Annotated in this window: 17 protein-coding genes; 11 read left to right on the top strand and 6 right to left on the bottom strand. The window is 67.3% G+C overall.

The window, feature by feature from the left end:
- Positions 1–105: 105 nt before the first annotated feature.
- Together ABZ004_RS12355 and fbaA are read left to right on the top strand one after the other, a co-directional pair.
- On the top strand, positions 106–825 hold the full coding sequence (locus ABZ004_RS12355) for a GntR family transcriptional regulator (protein ID WP_112248548.1): 720 nt from the start codon (positions 106–108) through the stop codon (positions 823–825).
- 161 nt (positions 826–986) lie between these two features.
- Complete coding sequence (gene fbaA / locus ABZ004_RS12350; protein ID WP_355679889.1) at positions 987–2012, top strand: class II fructose-bisphosphate aldolase; 1026 nt, start codon at positions 987–989, stop codon at positions 2010–2012.
- Positions 2013–2065: 53 nt separating this feature from the next.
- Here the strand turns inward: fbaA and ABZ004_RS12345 are convergent, their stop codons facing one another.
- A complete protein-coding gene (locus tag ABZ004_RS12345) occupies positions 2066–3058 on the bottom strand; it encodes a LysR family transcriptional regulator (protein WP_355679888.1) in 993 nt (330 codons plus the stop codon).
- Positions 3059–3129: 71 nt separating this feature from the next.
- On the opposite strand from ABZ004_RS12345, the gene ABZ004_RS12340 reads away from it, so the two are divergent.
- Both ABZ004_RS12340 and ABZ004_RS12335 read left to right on the top strand, forming a co-directional pair.
- A complete protein-coding gene (locus ABZ004_RS12340; protein WP_355679887.1) occupies positions 3130–3945 on the top strand; it encodes an LLM class flavin-dependent oxidoreductase in 816 nt (271 codons plus the stop codon).
- A 54-nt stretch (positions 3946–3999) separates the two neighbouring features.
- Positions 4000–4584 carry a YdcF family protein gene (locus ABZ004_RS12335; RefSeq protein ID WP_355679886.1) on the top strand — a complete coding sequence of 195 codons (585 nt, stop codon included), beginning with the start codon at positions 4000–4002 and terminating at the stop codon, positions 4582–4584.
- On the opposite strand, the gene ABZ004_RS12330 is transcribed toward ABZ004_RS12335, so the two are convergent.
- Together ABZ004_RS12330 and ABZ004_RS12325 are read right to left on the bottom strand one after the other, a co-directional pair.
- Positions 4577–5638, bottom strand: coding sequence for a type IV toxin-antitoxin system AbiEi family antitoxin domain-containing protein (locus ABZ004_RS12330; RefSeq protein ID WP_355679885.1), 1062 nt, complete (start codon positions 5636–5638; stop codon positions 4577–4579). The genes ABZ004_RS12335 and ABZ004_RS12330 overlap by 8 nt on opposite strands.
- 79 nt (positions 5639–5717) lie before the next feature.
- The gene (locus tag ABZ004_RS12325) at positions 5718–6167 is read right to left on the bottom strand and encodes an HNH endonuclease (RefSeq protein WP_355679884.1); all 450 of its coding nucleotides are present in this window, start codon (positions 6165–6167) and stop codon (positions 5718–5720) included.
- 145 nt (positions 6168–6312) lie between these two features.
- Between ABZ004_RS12325 and ABZ004_RS12320 the strand changes: the two genes are divergently transcribed.
- The 3 genes from ABZ004_RS12320 to ABZ004_RS12310 all read left to right on the top strand — a co-directional run bounded on the left by ABZ004_RS12320 (position 6313) and on the right by ABZ004_RS12310 (position 8889).
- On the top strand, positions 6313–6720 hold the full coding sequence (locus ABZ004_RS12320) for a DUF3151 domain-containing protein (RefSeq protein ID WP_355679883.1): 408 nt from the start codon (positions 6313–6315) through the stop codon (positions 6718–6720).
- A 42-nt stretch (positions 6721–6762) separates the two neighbouring features.
- Positions 6763–7509, top strand: coding sequence for a 2-phosphosulfolactate phosphatase (locus ABZ004_RS12315; protein ID WP_355679882.1), 747 nt, complete (start codon positions 6763–6765; stop codon positions 7507–7509).
- Between the two features lie 165 nt (positions 7510–7674).
- Positions 7675–8889, top strand: a complete 1215-nt coding sequence (locus ABZ004_RS12310; protein WP_355679881.1) for an MFS transporter — start codon at positions 7675–7677, stop codon at positions 8887–8889.
- On the opposite strand, the gene ABZ004_RS12305 is transcribed toward ABZ004_RS12310, so the two are convergent.
- Positions 8880–9719, bottom strand: coding sequence for a helix-turn-helix domain-containing protein (locus ABZ004_RS12305; protein ID WP_355679880.1), 840 nt, complete (start codon positions 9717–9719; stop codon positions 8880–8882). The two genes, ABZ004_RS12310 and ABZ004_RS12305, sit on opposite strands and share 10 nt — an antisense overlap.
- Before the next feature lie 61 nt (positions 9720–9780).
- Between ABZ004_RS12305 and pdxY the strand changes: the two genes are divergently transcribed.
- From pdxY to ABZ004_RS12285, 4 genes are all read left to right on the top strand, one after another.
- The gene (gene pdxY / locus ABZ004_RS12300) at positions 9781–10632 is read left to right on the top strand and encodes a pyridoxal kinase PdxY (protein WP_355679879.1); all 852 of its coding nucleotides are present in this window, start codon (positions 9781–9783) and stop codon (positions 10630–10632) included.
- A 58-nt stretch (positions 10633–10690) separates the two neighbouring features.
- Positions 10691–11176: a VOC family protein gene (locus ABZ004_RS12295; RefSeq protein WP_355679878.1), complete on the top strand. Its 486-nt coding sequence runs from the start codon at positions 10691–10693 to the stop codon at positions 11174–11176.
- Between the two features lie 99 nt (positions 11177–11275).
- Positions 11276–11878, top strand: coding sequence for a class I SAM-dependent methyltransferase (locus ABZ004_RS12290; RefSeq protein WP_355679877.1), 603 nt, complete (start codon positions 11276–11278; stop codon positions 11876–11878).
- Between the two features lie 303 nt (positions 11879–12181).
- The gene (locus ABZ004_RS12285; RefSeq protein ID WP_355679876.1) at positions 12182–13474 is read left to right on the top strand and encodes an adenylosuccinate synthase; all 1293 of its coding nucleotides are present in this window, start codon (positions 12182–12184) and stop codon (positions 13472–13474) included.
- A gap of 37 nt (positions 13475–13511) precedes the next feature.
- On the opposite strand, the gene ABZ004_RS12280 is transcribed toward ABZ004_RS12285, so the two are convergent.
- Together ABZ004_RS12280 and ABZ004_RS12275 are read right to left on the bottom strand one after the other, a co-directional pair.
- Positions 13512–15440, bottom strand: coding sequence for a serine/threonine-protein kinase (locus tag ABZ004_RS12280; RefSeq protein ID WP_355679875.1), 1929 nt, complete (start codon positions 15438–15440; stop codon positions 13512–13514).
- Positions 15441–15556: 116 nt separating this feature from the next.
- Positions 15557–17632 (bottom strand): sialate O-acetylesterase, encoded by a 2076-nt coding sequence (locus tag ABZ004_RS12275; RefSeq protein WP_355679874.1) that lies wholly within the window; start codon positions 17630–17632, stop codon positions 15557–15559.
- Positions 17633–17689 lie beyond the last annotated feature (57 nt).

Here is a 17689-nt window from a genome sequence, read left to right as displayed (position 1 = left end):
TCACTGGTCCTATCTGGTCTTAACAGGTATGATGCGCACGATAGCAGTGAGCGGCCTGCCGGGGCACCCCCGTGCGGCCGCCCAGGTCTGGAGGATCGAGATTCGATGGTGGCTACCAAGCGGGCCCAGGTCCGATCGGTGCTCGAACGGCTGATCGACGTCGAGCTGCACCCGGGTGATCCCATCCCGTCCGAACGCGCACTGGTGGACAAGCTGAACGTCTCCCGGGTCACCGTCCGGCAGGCGATCAGCGACCTGGTCGAGTCCGGCGCGCTGGAACGCGTGCACGGCAAGGGCACCTTCGTCACCGGCCCGCAGGTCGACTCGCAGCTGCACCTCACCTCGTTCTCCCGCGAGATGCGGGCCCGCGGGCTCGAGCCGGGCACCGTCGTGCTGTCGGCGACCGAGATCGAGGCCTCCGACGAGACGGCCAAGGGACTCCGGGTGCCGAAGGGCACCAAGGTGATCCGGGTCGAGCGGCTGCGCACCGCGGACGCCTCGCCGATGGCCTACGAGATCGGCTACTACCCGTCCGCGCTCTTCCCCGGCCTGCTCGGCCGCGAGCTCGGCACCCTGTACGACGTCTTCGCGAGCGAGTACGACGTCGTGGTCACCTCCGGCGAACAGACCGTCCGGGCGGACAACGCCGACGGTCATGTCGCCCGCGTCCTCGGCGTGGCCAGGCGGGCACCCCTGCTGGTCCTCGAGCGCACCACCTTCGCCGGCCGCAAGGTCGTCGAATTGTCCTGGTCGGCCTACCGGGCGGACCGTTATCGCCTGCACATGGCGCTGACCCCGCGTGGTCCGCGGACCGGCTCCGCGTAACCAACTGGACCGATCCTGTCATCAACTGGTCTGTTCGACAGCTGTTCGCTCCCCGGCTACCTGGCCGGCCCGGCAAGGAGCCCGGCGCGTACGACGACGTACGCGACGGTGATACTGGAGCTCAACCCACATGAACTTTGCTGTGAGGAGTACCGCGAGACATGCCTATTGCCACCCCTGAGGTCTACGCCGAGATGCTGGACAAGGCCAAGCAGAACAGCTTCGCCTACCCGGCCATCAACGTCAGCTCGTCGCAGACGCTGACCGCCGCCATCCGCGGATTCGCCGAGGCGGGCTCGGACGGCATCGTCCAGGTCTCCACCGGCGGCGCTGAGTACCTGTCCGGCTCGACCGTCAAGGACATGGTCACCGGTTCGGTCGCGCTGGCGGCGTACGCGCACGAGGTCGCGAAGAACTACAACGTGAACATCGCGCTGCACACCGACCACTGCCCCAAGGACAAGCTGGACGGCTTCGTCCGGCCGCTGCTGGAGATCTCCGCCGAGCGGGTCGCCCGCGGCGAGAACCCGCTGTTCCAGTCGCACATGTGGGACGGTTCCGCGGTGCCGCTGACCGAGAACCTCGAGATCGCCAAGGAGCTGCTGGCCAAGGCCGCGGCGGCCAGGATCGTGCTGGAGATCGAGGTGGGCGTCGTCGGCGGTGAGGAGGACGGCGTCGCCAACGAGATCAACGAGAAGCTGTACACCACCGTCGAGGACGGCCTGGCCACGGTCGAGGCGCTCGGCACCGGTGAGCACGGCCGCTACCTGACCGCGCTGACCTTCGGCAACGTGCACGGCGTCTACAAGCCGGGCTCGGTCAAGCTGCGGCCGGAGATCCTGAAGGAGATCCAGGACCAGGTCGGCGCCAAGGTCGGCAAGGAGCGTCCGTTCGACCTCGTCTTCCACGGCGGTTCGGGCTCGACCCTGGAAGAGATCCGGGCCGCGGTCGACCACGGTGTGATCAAGATGAACGTGGACACCGACACGCAGTACGCGTTCACCCGGCCGGTCGCCGCGCACATGTTCACCAACTACGACGGCGTCCTGAAGATCGACGGCGAGGTCGGCAACAAGAAGGCGTACGACCCGCGCGCCTGGGGCAAGGCCGCCGAACAGGGCATGGCCAACCGCGTGGCCGAGGCCTGCGAAAACCTCCGCTCCACCGGCACCTCCCTCCTTTCCTGACCCACGCACTCCCGAGAGAGCCCGTCACCGTTTGGTGGCGGGCTTTCTTGCCTTCAGGCGGGGTGGACCCAGGGGGACTTGAGGGTGCGGGCGATCTCGGTGGTGAGGGTGACTGCTCGGGTGGCTAGTGGGGAGAGGGTGCCCTGCCAGAGGAGGTGGATCTCGCGGCGGGGGAGCTGTGGGTGGAGTGGATGGAGCCTCAGTTCGTCAGGCTCCGCAGAACCGGTACGCCGGTCGCCTGCTGCATGACCGCGTTCTCGGCGGCGCCGCTGCGGCTGGAGCCCGCTGACCTCGGCGCCGGTCGCCGTGAGCGGTTGGCCGATGGCGAGCGCCGGCAGGATTGCGCAACCTAGGCCGGCCCGGACCATAGAGACGACGCCTTGGTTGTCGGCCGTCCGGAAGATGACCCGAGGGCTGATTCCGTGCTGGGCAAGGAACTCCTCGACTCTGCCCTGGTCGCAGATGGGCGGCAGCGCGACGATCGGCAGACCGTCGATCTCGGCGAGCTCGACCGGACCTTCGGGGAACCGGCCGGGCGGCGCGAGCAGGAGGTGGTCGTCCTCGACGACGAGCAGACCGTCCACCCCGGGCGGTGGGGCCGCATCGAAGAACGCCAGATCCAGGCCTTCGAGCGGTGGCTTCGGAGTCTCGTCCTCGAACAGCCGTACGTCGCAGTCGGGGTGCTCCTCGCGCAACTGCCGGACCAACCCAGGCAACAGGACATTGGTGACCGTCTGGAAGGTGCCGATGTCGATCCGGCCGTCACCCGCATGGAACCGCTCGATGACCTGATCGGCTTGCTCCGAACGCCGGTTGAGTTCGCGGGCTTGCTGGAGCACCACCCGCCCGAGCGGGGTGAGGGAGACCCGACGCGGCCCACGCGGCCGATCGAAGACGCGCCCGCCGACCGTGCTCTCGAGAGCGGCGATCTGTTGGCTGAGCGTGGACTGCGTGTAGTCGAGGCGAGCCGCAGCTCCGGCGAACGTGCCCTCGTCGACGACGGCTTCCAAAGCGCGCAACAACCGCAGTTCCAGCATGTTGGTCATCGTATGTGCCGATCATTGTCATTGAAAATGATCGCTTTTCATGATCCGCCCCGTTTTCTACTGTCGAGGCCATGAAACCGCTCAAGTCTGCTCTCTGGATTCCCTTGTTCGACGAACTGGCCGACGCCCGGGTGGTCGCCGGGCTGGCCGCGAGCGCCGAGGAAGCGGGGTGGGACGGGCTGTTCGTCTGGGACCACGTGCGCTGGCAGCATCCGATTCGCGCGGTCGCCGATCCGTGGGTCGCTCTCACCGCCGCCGCGATGGCTTCGGAGACCTTGCGCGTCGGACCGATGGTGACGCCGCTGGCTCGCCGTCGGCCGCAGGTGCTCGCCCGGCAGACCGCGACCCTCGACGTACTGAGTGGTGGACGGCTGACTCTCGGAGTCGGGCTGGGCAGCGATCGGCACGGGCAGGAGTTCACCAAGTTCGGTGAGGAGCTCGACGATCGCAAGCGGGCCGAGTTGATGGACGAATCGCTCGGCATCCTGCAGGCGGCGTGGTCGGGTGAGCCTGTCCGGCACGAGGGTCCGAACTACACGGTCGACGATGTCCAGTTCCTGCCCAGGCCGGCGCAGGACGCCGGGATCCCGATCTGGGTCGCCGGCTACCCGGGAAAGGTCCGCCCGCGTCGCCGCGCCGCCCGCTACGACGGGTTCTTCCCGGTCAACCTCACCCACCCGGACCAGGTCGCCGAGTCGGTCGAAGGCGTCAACGAGTTCCGCACCGACCTCACCACCCCGTACGACTTCGTGGTCGCAGTACCCCCAGGCACCGACCCAGCTCCCTTCGCCACCGCAGGCGCCACCTGGTGCCTCACCGACTTCGACCCCGACACCATCCGCCACGCCGAAGTCCAAGCAATAGTTGCTGAGGGCCCCTTCCGCTAGCGGGCGCAAGTGATCAGGGTGACTGTGACACCGCTTCCTGCTTAAGTTTGTGAGATGTCTCTGCGACGGTTGTTCTCCTCCGGTCTGGTGTTGGTTTTGTTGTGGGGTGAATACGAACACTGGCGAGCGTCTCATCGGGGGTTGGGCTCGGGGGATGAGGCGGGGCCGGAAGCTGTTGTGGTGTTGGGGTTTCGGAATGGTGGTGGGCGGGCGAATGGGGTGAACCGGTGGCGGGTTCGGGCTGGGCTGCGGTCTCAGCAGACCGAACTGGGGCCGAGTCGGTTGGTGTTGTGTGGGGGTGCATTGGGCGGACCGGTTTCTGAGGCTGAGTTGATGGCGAGCTATGCGACGGAAGAGCTTGGCTACGAAGGGGAACTCACGCTGGAAACGACCAGCCGCAGCACCTGGGAGAACGTTCGGAATGTGATCCCGCTGATCGAGGACGCGGCGCGGATCAAGGTGGTCTCGCACTCCCTGCATGCCGAAAAGGCGCGCGTCTATCTCCAACAACTTCGCCCCGACCTCGCCACCCGCTTGGTCCGCGGCGAGGACTACCGCTTCGGTGAATGGCTCCTCGCCAAACCACTCCTCGCAGTCCTCGGCAGACGAAACCTCCGCCACGCAGTACGTACTAGCTAGGGAGGTCTTCTTCGGGGGTGGCGGTGGATCGATGAGGTAGGCGCCTTCGGGGGTGACGGCGGCGGGTGGGGTCGAAGGGGCGGATGCCGGTTCGGCGGGTGGCTCGGGTGAAGGTGGTGTGGATGCGGTCCACCACCTCCGCGGGGTTGTCGAGGTCGGGCCAGGAGATCCAGCAGTATTCGAGTGGCTCTGGCTGGGTTCCGTCGTCGGCGGGACCGTAGAGGTCGGCCGGTGAGTCGGCAGGGGTCGCATGGTCGGGCACCTCTTCGGGGTCGTCGTCGGATTGCCAGCAGGGGAAGGGAAAACGGGTCTCGAACTCGACTACGGTGCGTTCGTCGGGGAACCACAGTGCAGAGCTGTCCCAGCTGAGCTCGTCGGCCGGTGGTGGATGGGACGAAGGCGACGGCAGGCCGGCTTCGGACAGGATCAGCCGCAGCCGCGACTCCGCGACCGAGGCCGACTCCGTCCCGGCCAGCGACAGCACCCGGTGCGCTCGCTCGGCACCCTGGGGCAGCTGGTTCACCGCCCGCTTCAGCGCAGCCGGAGTTGCCAACCCGGAGTACAGGGCGGCCTCGGCCAGGGCGACGCTCGGGGCGAGTTCGGCGACGCTGGCGACCTCCGCGACGGCTCGGGCGGGCGAGGCCATTCGCAACTTGTTCCAGGTCAGGACGCCTGGTCCGACCGGGTCGCGGACATGCCGGTGGACGCCGCCGGCATGGCGTCCTGGCCGGCCGTCCCGGGCAGTGACGTGGACCCGGCCGAGGTCGAGTCCCCAGGTCGGCAGGGCATGCAGCGCCGCGGCGGACTGGTGGCTCGCGGCCAGCCCGCTCTCGCCGTACCGGAGGAGTCGGTAGACCCGGCGGAGGTGCACCATCCGCTCGTCCACGAGGGTGAGCTCTTGATAGGGCGCGTAGGTGTCGCGGCGGATCCGGCGCCAGTTGCCGGTGTCCAGGTAGGAGTCGATGTCCGGGTCGGGGTAGCCACACGCACGCGCATCGGCACGGGTGAACACCCCGCCGCGGATGAGGGTCATCACGCTGAGTTGTGGGTTCACACCCTAGAAGATGCTGCGTTCGCCGCCGATCGCGGCGACTACTTCAAAGCTGTGGAAAAGAGGGCATGAAAAAAGCCCGTCATGTCTGTATGACGAGCTCGGCGCGGGTCGGTACCCAAGGTTGCCAGAGGAGCGGCATGTTGGCCTCGGACGGGGTCCGGTTGCCTTTGCGCTCGTTGCACGAGGCATGGGCGGCCACCGCGTTCAGCCATTCGGTCCGGCCGCCCCTGGATCTGGGTTGGACATGATCCATGGTGTCGGCGTTGTCCAGGCCGCAGTAGGCACAGCGGAACTTGTCCCGCCGGAGTACGCCGTGCTTGCTGTACTTCATCCGGCCGGCCGCGTAGCGCCAGTGGGTGACCACATACCGGACCAGGCGGAGCACCCGGGGGACGGGGAAGGGGCCGATGGTTCGCTCGCCGTGCGCCTCTTCGACCACCGCGACCTCGCGGACCAGCATCCGGATGGCATGCTGGATCGACACGGTGTGCAGCGGCTCATATGACGCGTTCAGGACGATGACACTCATCCGATGCCTCCTTCCGGCCGTAGCTGGGAACCACGGCGGTCTCGACGCAGGGTCTCAAGCATCCGTGGCCGTCCGGTGAACGGTCAACGGATTTCGCCAGACGGTCACGTGCCGGAACGGCTGCGGCATCGGCGAAGATGTGCCTATGGAATTGAACAATCTGCTCTCAGGTCCTCCCGAGACACTACTCCCCGTCGACCCGGCCGCGGCGGAACTCGCCGCCGGGGCCGCTGCGGTGGACCTCGCCGCCAAGTACCCGACCTCCTCGCTCGCCTGGTCGGTGCTCGCCGAGGCCGCGTTCGAGGACGGCCGCACCATCGAGGCGTACGCCTACGCGCGGACCGGTTACCACCGTGGCCTGGACGCGCTCCGGCGCAACGGCTGGAAGGGCCACGGCCCGGTTCCGTGGGAGCACGAGCCGAACCGCGGCTTCCTCCGCTGTCTGGCAGTGCTCGGCAAGGCCGCCGCTGTCATCGACGAGAAGGACGAGGCCGAGCGCTGCGCCACCTTCCTGCGCGACTCGTCCCCCACGGCCGCAGACGTCCTGAGCTGAAAGCAGTTGTGACGGCTGGTGCCGACGGACGATGATCCGTCGGTGACCAGCCCCAACTCGCAGTACGGATATCGCGTCGGCTTCGACTGGGGTCCGGTCGGCGCGGCCGAGGTTCGTGGTGACCTGGTCGCTGTGGTGGACGTTCTGTCGTTCACCACAGCTGTCACAGTCGCCGTGGACAACGGCATCGAAGTCCTGCCCTATCGCTGGCGGGACGAGTCGGCCGCAGACTTCGCCAAGCAGCACAACGCGGCACTGGCCGTTGGTAGAGGCCAAGCCGGTGCCGACGGCATCAGCCTGTCGCCGGCGACCATCCGGCGAGCACAGAACATCAAGCGGCTCGTACTGCCGTCGCCCAACGGCTCGACCATCTCCCAGCAACTCCAAGAGAGCGGATCGACGGTACTGGCCGTCTCGCTGCGCAACGCGGCCGCTGCTGCGAGCTACGTAGCCACCCAGCTAACAGCCGACCAGACGGTAGTCGCCATTGCTGCCGGTGAGAGATGGAAGGACGGCTCGCTGCGTCCCGCGGTGGAAGACCTGTGGGGCGCCGGCGCGTTCCTGGCCGCATTGGCCGACAGCGGCATCGGTCCCTTGTCTCCAGAGGCGAGGGCGGCCGCAGCGGCGTACAGGGATGTCGCCGACGAGCTGCCCGAGCTGCTTCAGAACAGCGCGGGTGGACGCGAGCTCACGGCGTACGGATTCGCAGAGGACGTCGCGATTGCGGCTGAGGTGGGCACGAGTCAGGCAGTGCCGGTACTACGGGGTGGCGTGTTCCGCGTAGACTGAGGGCATCACCAGAATCTAGAAGTACTGCCCGGTGATAGAGCCGGTAGGCGGCGTGCGTCCCCGCTTCCTACCGAAAATGGACGGTTGTAGGCGGCAACGACGGACCGGATGGACTGGACGCCCACGGTCAGGTCACCGCCCCGCCGGGCAGCGGAAGGTACTACCGTGCCGGTTCTCTCCGGACGGATCCGCACGCCCGAAAGGCAGCAGAGCGGCTACAGCGCGGCTCTGCGAACGCCTGGAGCGTGGAAGTTCTATCTAGCCGCTGCACCCGCTCGCATCGGCATCGCCATGACCGGCCTGGGCATCGTCTGGCTGGTCCACGGATCAACAGGCTCGTACGCCGCGGCAGGGACCGTGACTGGCGGGTTCGCCGTTGCGGAAGCGATCGGTGGACCGCAGGTCGCCAGACTGATCGACAGGTACGGACAGAGCCGCATGCTGCCGATCACCCTGTCGCTGCACGCATCCGCTGTCGCTCTACTCATCACCCTGACCCTCTCCATCTCACCCCTGTGGATGCTGGTCCTGGCCGGAGTACTTGCCGGGGGATCCCTACCCCAAGTAGGCGCCCAAACAGCCGCCCGCTGGTCCCACGCCCTCCGAGGCAGTCCAGTCATCTCATCGGCCTTCGCCCTTGAATCACTCGGCACCGGCATGGCTTTCCTGGTCGGCCCAGCGTTGATCGGGACTGTGAGCGCTCTGGTGTCCCCGGTGGCAGGCTCTGGGTTGGCCACGAGCTTGGTGCTGGGCGGGGGCTTCACGCTCGCCGCACAACGCAGTACTGCGCCACCGTCGGCGGCAGCTGGTTCGCAGGAGGGCTCAAATCGCCTGCTACGCAAGGGCTTCCTTGCGCTGGTCGGTACCAACGTCGGGGTCGGCTTGTTCTTCGGCAGCATGCAGGTGTCGGTGACGGCCTTCGCTGTCGGCAGAGGCTCTGCATTACTGGCAGGGCCGCTCTACAGCATCACCAGCCTGATCAGCCTGGCCGCGGGAATCGCCTACGGAGCCAGACGTTGGCGACTCCAGGCAAGAGTTCAGTTCGTCGCAGCGATGGCTGTGCTGGCCGTTACCTGCGTGCCCTTGCTGGTTGTGGATTCGCCGCTGGCATTGGCTCTTGCACTGACTTTGCCGGGTCTTGCGCTTGCGCCGATCCAGGTCCTCTCGTCAGTGCTCGCCGAGTCGGAGGTAGAGCCCGCCGTACTGACTCAAGCCTTCACCTGGCTGAACTCCGGCAGCGCGGCCGGGATAGCTCTCGGTGCTGCTATCGCTGGGCGGGCGGTGGATGCTCACGGGCCTCATCAAGGTTTCGCGCTGGCTCTAGCTGCCACTCTGTTGGCTACAGCTCTGGCAGTAGTGGTTGCCAGGACTCACCGGTAGGAGGATTGGCGTTCGGCTTGGGCTCTGGCTGCGTAGTCGGCGGGGGTCAGACCGATCTGTTCTTTGAACTCGTGGGAGAAGTGGGCCTGGTCGAAGTAACCGAGGGCGACGGCCAGGTCTGCTAGTTCGGCGGTTTGGCCGCCGGCGAGGAGGTCGGCGCCGTCGTGCAGCCGGTAGCGGCGGAGAACCCACTTCGGGCCGACGCCGACGTAGCGGCGGAACAGGCGCTGGAGTTTGCGGATCGGGAGGTTGAAGCGTTCGGTGACCTGGTCGACGCGGGTCAGTGTGCGGTCCTCGCTCATCGCGGCGATGACGGTCCGGACCAGCTCGTACTGCGGGTCGGCGGCGACCAGGTGGTCGGAGAGGAACGCCTCGAAGACCGCACGCCGTCGTACGTCGGAATCCTCCGCGAAGATCAGGTCCGCCAGCCGGTCGGCGTCGGCGAACACGTCGCGCAGCGGCCAGACCTCGTCGCGGAACGAACCCACGTCGAGGCCGGTCACCGCCCCGAACCCGCCGGCCCAGAACTTCACCCCGAAGCACCGGCCACGACCGGTCAGCTCGCGCTCCCACTTGCGGGTGCAGACCCCGTTCACGAACGCGCCGCCCGGCTGCTCGAAGGTGACGTTCACGCTCGGGTAGGGCAGGATCTCGGCCAGATACGGCTCGCGGAGATCCCACTCGACCATCCAGTACCACTCGACGAACCGGTCGATCCCCGGTCCGGCGGCGAGCCGGTTCAGGCTGCGGTGCCGGGCCTGCTCGCGGGGATGCAGGATCCCCTTCTCGCTGTTGACAGACAGTTCGCTGTCGGTCGGTTCACTTGGCACACGGCAAACCTATGACAGCCCGCCGACAATCCGGCGAAGACGGCGGTGCGATGATCGGCCGGTGAAGATTCTCTCGATCCAGTCCGCGGTCGCTTATGGTCACGTGGGCAATTCGGCGGCCGTCTTCCCGCTCCAGCGGATCGGTGTCGAGGTGCTGCCGGTGTACACGGTGAACTTCTCGAACCACACCGGGTACGGCGCCTGGCGTGGGCCGATGATCAGCCCGGACGACGTCCGCGAGGTTCTCCTCGGCATCGAGGACCGCGGCGTCCTTCCGCAGATCGACGTGGTTCTTTCCGGCTACCAGGGTGGCGAGGGGATCGCCGACGTGATCCTGGAGACGGTGAAGCGGGTGAAGGCGGCAAATCCCGCGGCGGTGTACTCCTGCGACCCGGTGATGGGGAACGCGAAGTCCGGCTGCTTCGTCGCGCCGGCCATCCCGGTGCTGCTGCGCGACCGGGTGGTGCCGGCCGCCGACATCATCACCCCGAACCAATTCGAGCTGGGCTTCCTGACCAACACCGAGCCGGACACTTTGGAGTCCACACTCAAGTCGGTGGAGCTGGTCCGCGCGACCGGGCCGCGCACGGTGCTCGTCACCAGCGTCGAGCGCCCCGACCGCGAGGACGGCACGATCGAGATGCTCGCCGTCGATGACAGCGGTGCGTGGCTAGTGCAGACGCCGCACATCCCGATGAAGGCGAACGGTTCGGGCGACGTGACCGCCGCGCTCTTCACGGCGCACTACCGGCGTACGGGCGATCTCGCGGACGCTCTCGCCCGGACGACCTCGAGCGTTTTCGACCTGCTCACCCGCACGCACGAGTCGGGCGAGCGCGAGTTGCAGCTTGTCGAGTCCCAGGACGCGTATGCCGATCCGCGGATGCAGTTCAAGCCCCAGCGCGTCGTCTGACCAGGGCTGTCGCGTTCTTACAAGACCCGGCGAGGGCCGGTCGCGAAGACTGACAGCCATGACGACGAACCAGGTGAACCCGATCCCCGACGGCTACCACTCCCTCACGCCGTACCTCGCGGTCAGCGACGGTCCGAAGGCCATCGAGTTCTATCAGCAGGTCTTCGGGGCCGAGGTGATCAGCAGGCAGGACATGCCGGACGGCCGGGTCGGCCAGGCGGAACTGAAGTTCGGGAACTCGATGCTGCAACTGAGCGACGAGATGCCGCAGCTCGGGCTGCGGGCTCCGAACGGCGAGTGGGTGCACTCGTCGCTCGTGCACTACACGCCGGATGTGGACGCGACCTTCGCCCGGGCGATCGAGGCCGGGGCGCGCCAGGTCGAGCCGGTCCAGACGTTCATGACCGGTGACCGGTTCGGCACCGTGATCGACCCGTTCGGTCACCGCTGGGCGATCATGACGAAGGTCGAGGACGTCTCCCGCGAAGAGGCCGACCGGCGGATCAAGGAGTGGCTGGCCACCAACCCGGAGGGCCTGGAGTAATTCCCTTTGAGGCAAAGCCGGTCAGGGTCCGGTACGCCGTCAGTATTCTCGTCCGCAGGCCCGTGACCGCGGTGGTCCGGGCAGCGGTTCGGGGGAATCATGATCACTGACTGGTCCAGGTCGGACGTGGCCGACAGCTACGAGACCTACGACCCGATCCGGGAGCGGACGCTGGCCCACCCGGTGATGTTCGAGCAGCTCCGGCTGGCCGAACCGGGGGTCCGGACCGTGCTGGACTACGGCTGCGGGACCGGCCGGACGGCGATCCGGATGGTTCGCGAGCACGGGATGTCGGTGATCGCGGCCGACCCGTCGCCGGGGATGCTGAAGGTCGCCGAGGAACGCCGGCTGCATCCGAAGATCTCGTACCAGATGATCGGCGACGACGGCCGGGTCGACGTCTCGGAGAACTCCGTCGACGCGGCGATCTCCTGCTTCCTCTACGTCTGGATCCCCGAGGTGGAACGGGTCCGGACGATTCTCGCCGAGATCCACCGGACGCTGCGGCCGGGAGCCCGGTACGCGATGCTCGAGCTCCATCCGGACGGGCCGGCGCCGATGATGATCAGCGAGGCGCGCTGGCCGAAGGAGGCGCAGCACGGGTTCCTGCGGTCGGCCGGCTTCGGGAACATCCGCTGCTTCGAGCCGACCGAAGCGGCCGGCGCCAACCCGCCGTACGCGATCTATCTGGCCGAGAAATAGGGCCTGGACGCAGGTCAGCGGCCCGCCGGAACCGTCCCCTGCGGCAGTTTCGGCGGGCCGCTGACTAAGAGTGTGCACGTGATCACGGAAAACTGCAAGCCGTCGTGACGAATTGCGTGCTTCGTGACCCCACACTGTCACGTGTCGCCCGTCACGTCTGCCTTCGGCGTGGTAATACGCAGTTCCGGTAGACTCCTGTCGCAAGAGCCTGGAAGCCTCACCGAGTGAACTCTCGATGAACGCGTCCGGGCTTCACCGTTTTCTCAAGCGGCCAAGAGATCAGCGGCCAAGAGGAGGGCTGAGATGCCCGCAATCGTGCTCGTCGGCGCCCAGTGGGGCGATGAGGGCAAAGGCAAGGCGACCGACCTGCTCGGCAACACCGGAGCCGAGATCGACTACGTGGTGAAGTTCAACGGCGGCAACAACGCCGGCCACACGGTGGTGATCGGCACCGAGAAGTACGCGCTGCACCTGCTGCCGAGCGGGATCTTGACCCCCGGGGTGATCCCGGTGATCGGCAACGGGGTGGTAGTCGACCTCAGCGTGCTGTTCGAGGAGCTGGATGCCCTCGAGGCCCGCGGCGTCGACACCAGCCGGCTGGTGGTGAGTGCCAGCGCGCACTTGATCCCGCCGTACAACCGGACGTTGGACAAGGTGGCCGAGCGGTTCCTCGGCAGCCGCAAGATCGGCACCACCGGGCGCGGCATCGGCCCGACGTACGCGGACAAGATGAACCGGATCGGCATCCGGGTGCAGGACCTGTACGACGAGAAGATCCTCGAGCAGAAGGTCACCGGCGCGCTGGAGCAGAAGAACCAGCTGCTGGTGAAGGTCTACAACCGCCGCGCGGTCGAGATCGCCGAGGTGATGGAGGAACTGCTCGGGTACGCCGAACGTCTGCGCCCGATGGTCGCGGACACACCGCTGCTGCTCGGCCGGGCACTGGACGCGGGCAAGACCGTCTTGATGGAGGCCGGCCAGGCGACGCTGCTCGACGTCGACCACGGCACCTACCCGTTCGTCACCTCGTCGAACGCGATCTCGGCCGGCGCGTGCACCGGGTCCGGCATCCCGCCGACCCGGATCGACCGGGTGATGGCCGTCATCAAGGCGTACACCACCCGGGTCGGCGAGGGTCCGTTCCCGACCGAGCTGCTGGACGCGGACGGTGAATGGCTGCGTCAGCAGGGCTTCGAGTTCGGGACGACGACCGGTCGGCCGCGGCGTTGCGGCTGGTACGACGCGGTGATCGCCCGGTACGCCGCGCGGGTGAACGGGGTGAGCGACTTCGTGCTGACCAAGCTGGACACGTTGACCGGCCGCGACAAGATCCCGGTCTGCGTCGCGTACGACGTGAACGGGGTCCGGCACGACGAGATGCCGATGACGCAGACCGACTTCCACCACGCGACGCCTGTTTACGAGGAGTTCGACGGCTGGGACGAGGACATCACCGGCTGCCGGACCTTCGAGGACCTGCCGAAGAACGCGCAGACCTACGTCAAGGCGGTCGAGGCGATCAGTGGCGCCCCGATCTCCGCGGTCGGGGTCGGCCCGGAGCGTTCTCAGATGGTGATTCTCGACAACCGGATCTGATGCTGCACACCACCTCCGGGGTTTCCCGGGGGTGGTGTCAGTTGTGGCCGATATAGGGGATGTCGCGGATCAGCGGATAGCCGCGGACGTCGGTGAGTGCCGAGACCGACGGGACGTGGATGGTTTCGCGAGCCCAGGTCGAACCGGAGCCGTTGGAGGCTCCGATGAAGGCGGCTACAGCGCCGACCAGCAGGAGTACGGCGACCAGCAGGCTGAGCCAGGCCGGCCGGATCGCCGAGCGGAGACCGACCTTGGCTCCGCGCCGCAGGGAGCTGCCGCCGGGACCCCACCAGAGGGCGATGAGGCCGGCGACGCCGCCGGTACCGAAGCCGATCGCGGACAGCGGCTCCCAGTCCAGTCCTCGCGCGCTGGCGGCCATCGCTGTCACGCTGCCACCGACGATGAAGCCCACGATCACCGGCAGGATCAGGCAGAACAAGGTGGTCATCGATGCTGCCAGCAGGTGGACCGGGCTGGCGGCGATGGCGATGACGCCGTCTGACTTGCCCTTGCCGCCGCGCACCTGGCGGCGGCGCATCAGGGCCGTGCTGGCACGGTCGACGGTTCTGGCGAACGCGACGAGCAGTGCGGTGACAACCAGGCCGAGCATCGGGTAGAGCGCCATCAGGCCGGCCAGGGCCAGCATCAGCGACACCAGCAGGAAAGAGCGAGCTGCTTGCTGGTTCGCTGGCGCAGCGGCGTCGCTGGGAGGTTTTGCCGAAGCTACTGGCTGGCCTTGGTACGGCGCAGGCCGGTACGTCGGTTGCGGCTGTGGCTGAGGTTGGTAGAACGGCTGCGGGTAGGCAGGCTGGTACGGCAGGGGCATCGCTGCTGGAGCAGCGGCGTTCGGAGCCGGGCTGTAGTTGGCAGGGTGCACCGGAGCAGCAGCTGCCTTCGCCTTGTGCTGGGCAGCTACGTCTCGGACCTTGTCGCGCAGTGGGGCGAAGGCGGACAACGGTGGAATGACCGCCGGCACCAGGTTGGCGACCTCGGCTGGGTCGTGGCCGGCGACAGCAGTGGCGTCTGCCGGCATCACCCGGGTCATCAACGCGGTAGGTGGGTTGACCTGAGCGGTTTCCTGGGAGTCCGGCGTGCTTGCGGGATCGGGGATCAGTGCGTCCCGGCCCTCGGCGTACCGGTTGAGGCCGGTCATGATCTCGAGCTGGGTCGGGCGGTCCCGGCGATCCGGTGAGAGTGCTGCGGCGAGCAGCGGCTTCAGGCGCGGGTCGAGGCCTTCCAGGTCGGCCTTGCCGGTGTGTACGCGATGCAGCACGACCTCGAACGGTCCCTTGCCGAACGGGCGCCGGCCAGTGGCGGCGTACGCGACAGTGGCGGCCCAGCCCCACCAGTCAGCGGACTCGGAGACCATCTCGCCTTCGATCAGCTCCGGTGCGAGGTAGCCCGGCGTACCGATCACCAGGCCGGTCTGGGTGAGCCGGAGGTCATCGGCGGCCTGGGCGATACCGAAGTCGATCATCACCGGCTTGCCGTTGAGCATCATCACGTTGCCCGGCTTCAGGTCGCGGTGGATCACACCAGCCTGGTGGATCGCCTGCAGGGACTCGGCGAGGCAGCCGGCGAGTGGGAGCCAGCGCTGCGGAGTCAGCGGACCGCGGTCGTCCACCTGCTCGTCCAGTGGACGGCCAGGGATGAAGCGGGTGACCAGGTAGGGCCTGTCGTTGCGTAGGTCGTGGTCGAGGATGCCGGCGACACCAGGGTGGTTGACCTTCTGCAGCGTGGTCGCCTCGCGTTCCAGGCGCGCGCGAGCGGTCGGGTCGTGGGCGACGTGCGGCCGCAGGACCTTCAACGCCACCTCTTTGTGCACCGGGCCTTCGGCCAGGTACACGACCCCCATACCGCCCTGGCCGAGCCGGCGGACCAGCTTGTACGGCCCGATCTGCTCGTCCATCACGGTGGCGGCATCCACGTCTACCGGTGCGGTAGGACGGCCCCCTGTCACTGACATGGAATCTAAGGTACGTCGGCGCAAGCCCACCCGCGCAGTCCGTGACCTACTGCGTTCGGACGATTTCAGCACTGCGGCCGGTGCCCTGGGGCGGTGGGCACCGGCCGCCTCCGTCGTCAAGGAGTCAAGGGCAGCCGGAAGGCCAGCAATCCGGTACCGATCGGGTTGCTGATCCACGGACCCGCACCGAGGTGGCCCTGGTACACGAGTCCCGTCGCGCCAGCAGCTGGGCCTGACAGCGTCAGTACGAGCCTGCCGCCTGCTTGGTACGCCACCGAGCTGACAGTGACTGTCGAGCCTTCCAGCCGGAAGTCCGCAGCAGCTCCGGAGTCCACAGTGAGGGGGTCAGCAGACCGCAGCTGTACTACGAGTTGCGACCCGCTCGCCGTCACACCGGACGGGTTCGGCGGAGCCACGCCCGCCGACGGACCGCCGTACAGGTCTCTGGCCAGTACTGCGAACGTGTGGTCGCCCATGTCTCGGTAGCCGCCGAGGTACGCGTAGTGGCAACGGTCGTGGCCCGACAACCCGTTCGTGGAAAGCAGGGTGACGCCTAGCGTGTCTCCGAACTCACGCTGCGCCTCACGAAGGTTCATGGCCGTGGTGTTGCCACAAGGCGAGGTCCGGACTTGGTAGACGTAGTACCGCGTGCTGGTGCCGAAGTCGGAGCGCCAGTCCTCGATCAGTGACGTGAAGCCGGCAACGTGAACCGCCGCGTTGTCGTTGTCGGATTCGCCTTGGTAGAAGAGCACTCCACGCACGTGGCTGATCACACCGGCCGCTTCCAGTCGCTGCCGGAGCCGGCCGTAGTTGGTAGCCAGGTCGTCAGGGTTGGCGTCGTTGCGCTGGAAGAATGCGATCGGCTGACCACCGTGCGCGCCGTTGAAGAGAGCCACTGGAACCTTGTACGTGTCGACGAGACGGCGGCCCATCCGGATCGCCCACTGGCCCACTGAACCCGGCTGCACAGTCACGTCACCGGTGGCGTAGTTCCAGACCCGGTCGGCGCCGGAGATCGCGGGATCGGAAGTCGAGGTCCCGAGGCTCCGCAGATAAGGCGATTCCTCGCCGTTGGCAGCACCGTTGTACTTCGCTGCCTCGGAGTTCGACTGACCTTGTACTACGTACACGTCGCCCGACACCACGCCCTCGCGACGAGCCACCATGCGATCGATCCCGCTCCCGGAAGCACGCAGCTCGAACGTGTACTCGTGCAGCCCAGCTGTGATGCGTGGTGTGAAGCGGAAGGTGTCGCCGGAGGAGGTGAAGGTCTGTGTCCGGCCGTCGCCGATCACTCGGAGCTGGACTCGTCGGATTCGCGGATCGGTGATTCGGCCGGCAACCGGTACGACGGCGCCTCCGGTGCTGTCTCGCGGTACGAGCTGCCTGTCTTGGGGTGACTCGGTCAAGGTGACCAATGACGGCCGGACGAAAGCCGTCAGCGTGCGCTGTGTGTAGCGGCTCGCGTTGTTGGCGAAGGTCCAGTCGGGCTGACCGGCCAGATTGGTGCCGATGCCGAGCGACAGCACGCTGTTGGTTGACTCGGTAAAAGTATTGACCGAGAAAACCTGCTTGGCGGCGACGTTCGACGGCCGGGCGGCACCGATCTGCGAGACCTGGAACGAGCCGTAGCCAAGGTTCGAGGTGGGGTTGTCGTCAGCGTCGTAGGTGATCGGCGAGGCGTTCGCGACCTGGGTGCTGGCGCTCTCCTGGTACTGGTTCGGCCACATCTCCAGGTAGCCGGTCTGGCCTGTCCCGGTCGTCACGCCCGGCACATTCGACTGGACATCGAGGTCACCGACACGTTGCCGGACCAGCTCACCTGGATGCGTCGGCAGTCCGAGCCTCCGAGCGTCGTCGGTGAACGGCTCCATCGCGGTCCACACCCACTGCGGTCCGTCGGGACCGTTCAGCTCGAGGCAGTAGCCGACGCGGTCGAAGTTCGAACCGACATCGGCGGTGCGGTCGAGGCTGTACGGCGGTGTGGTGTTCAGGTAGTTGGCCCGCTCGGGCAGGTCGAGTTGCAGGACTGGGATGAAGCCGGTGGCGGCCGCGTCGCACGAGGTGGAGGCGTCGGGAGCGGCAGCGGCAGGAGTGACCACAGCGGTGAGGGCGGCGGCGGTCGCACTGACCGTGGTGACGATGGTGACGATCGACCCGAGGTGTGCGCGGACGGGCGCAGGACGAGGCATGGCGGACCTCCGGAGGGCGGGATGTCTCCACCATGGGTAGCGAACCGATCACGCTTC

It is taken from the genome of Kribbella sp. NPDC006257, from assembly GCF_040613535.1.
Taxonomy (GTDB): Bacteria; Actinomycetota; Actinomycetes; order Propionibacteriales; family Kribbellaceae; genus Kribbella.
This window is presented reverse-complemented; position numbering and strand designations above follow the sequence as displayed.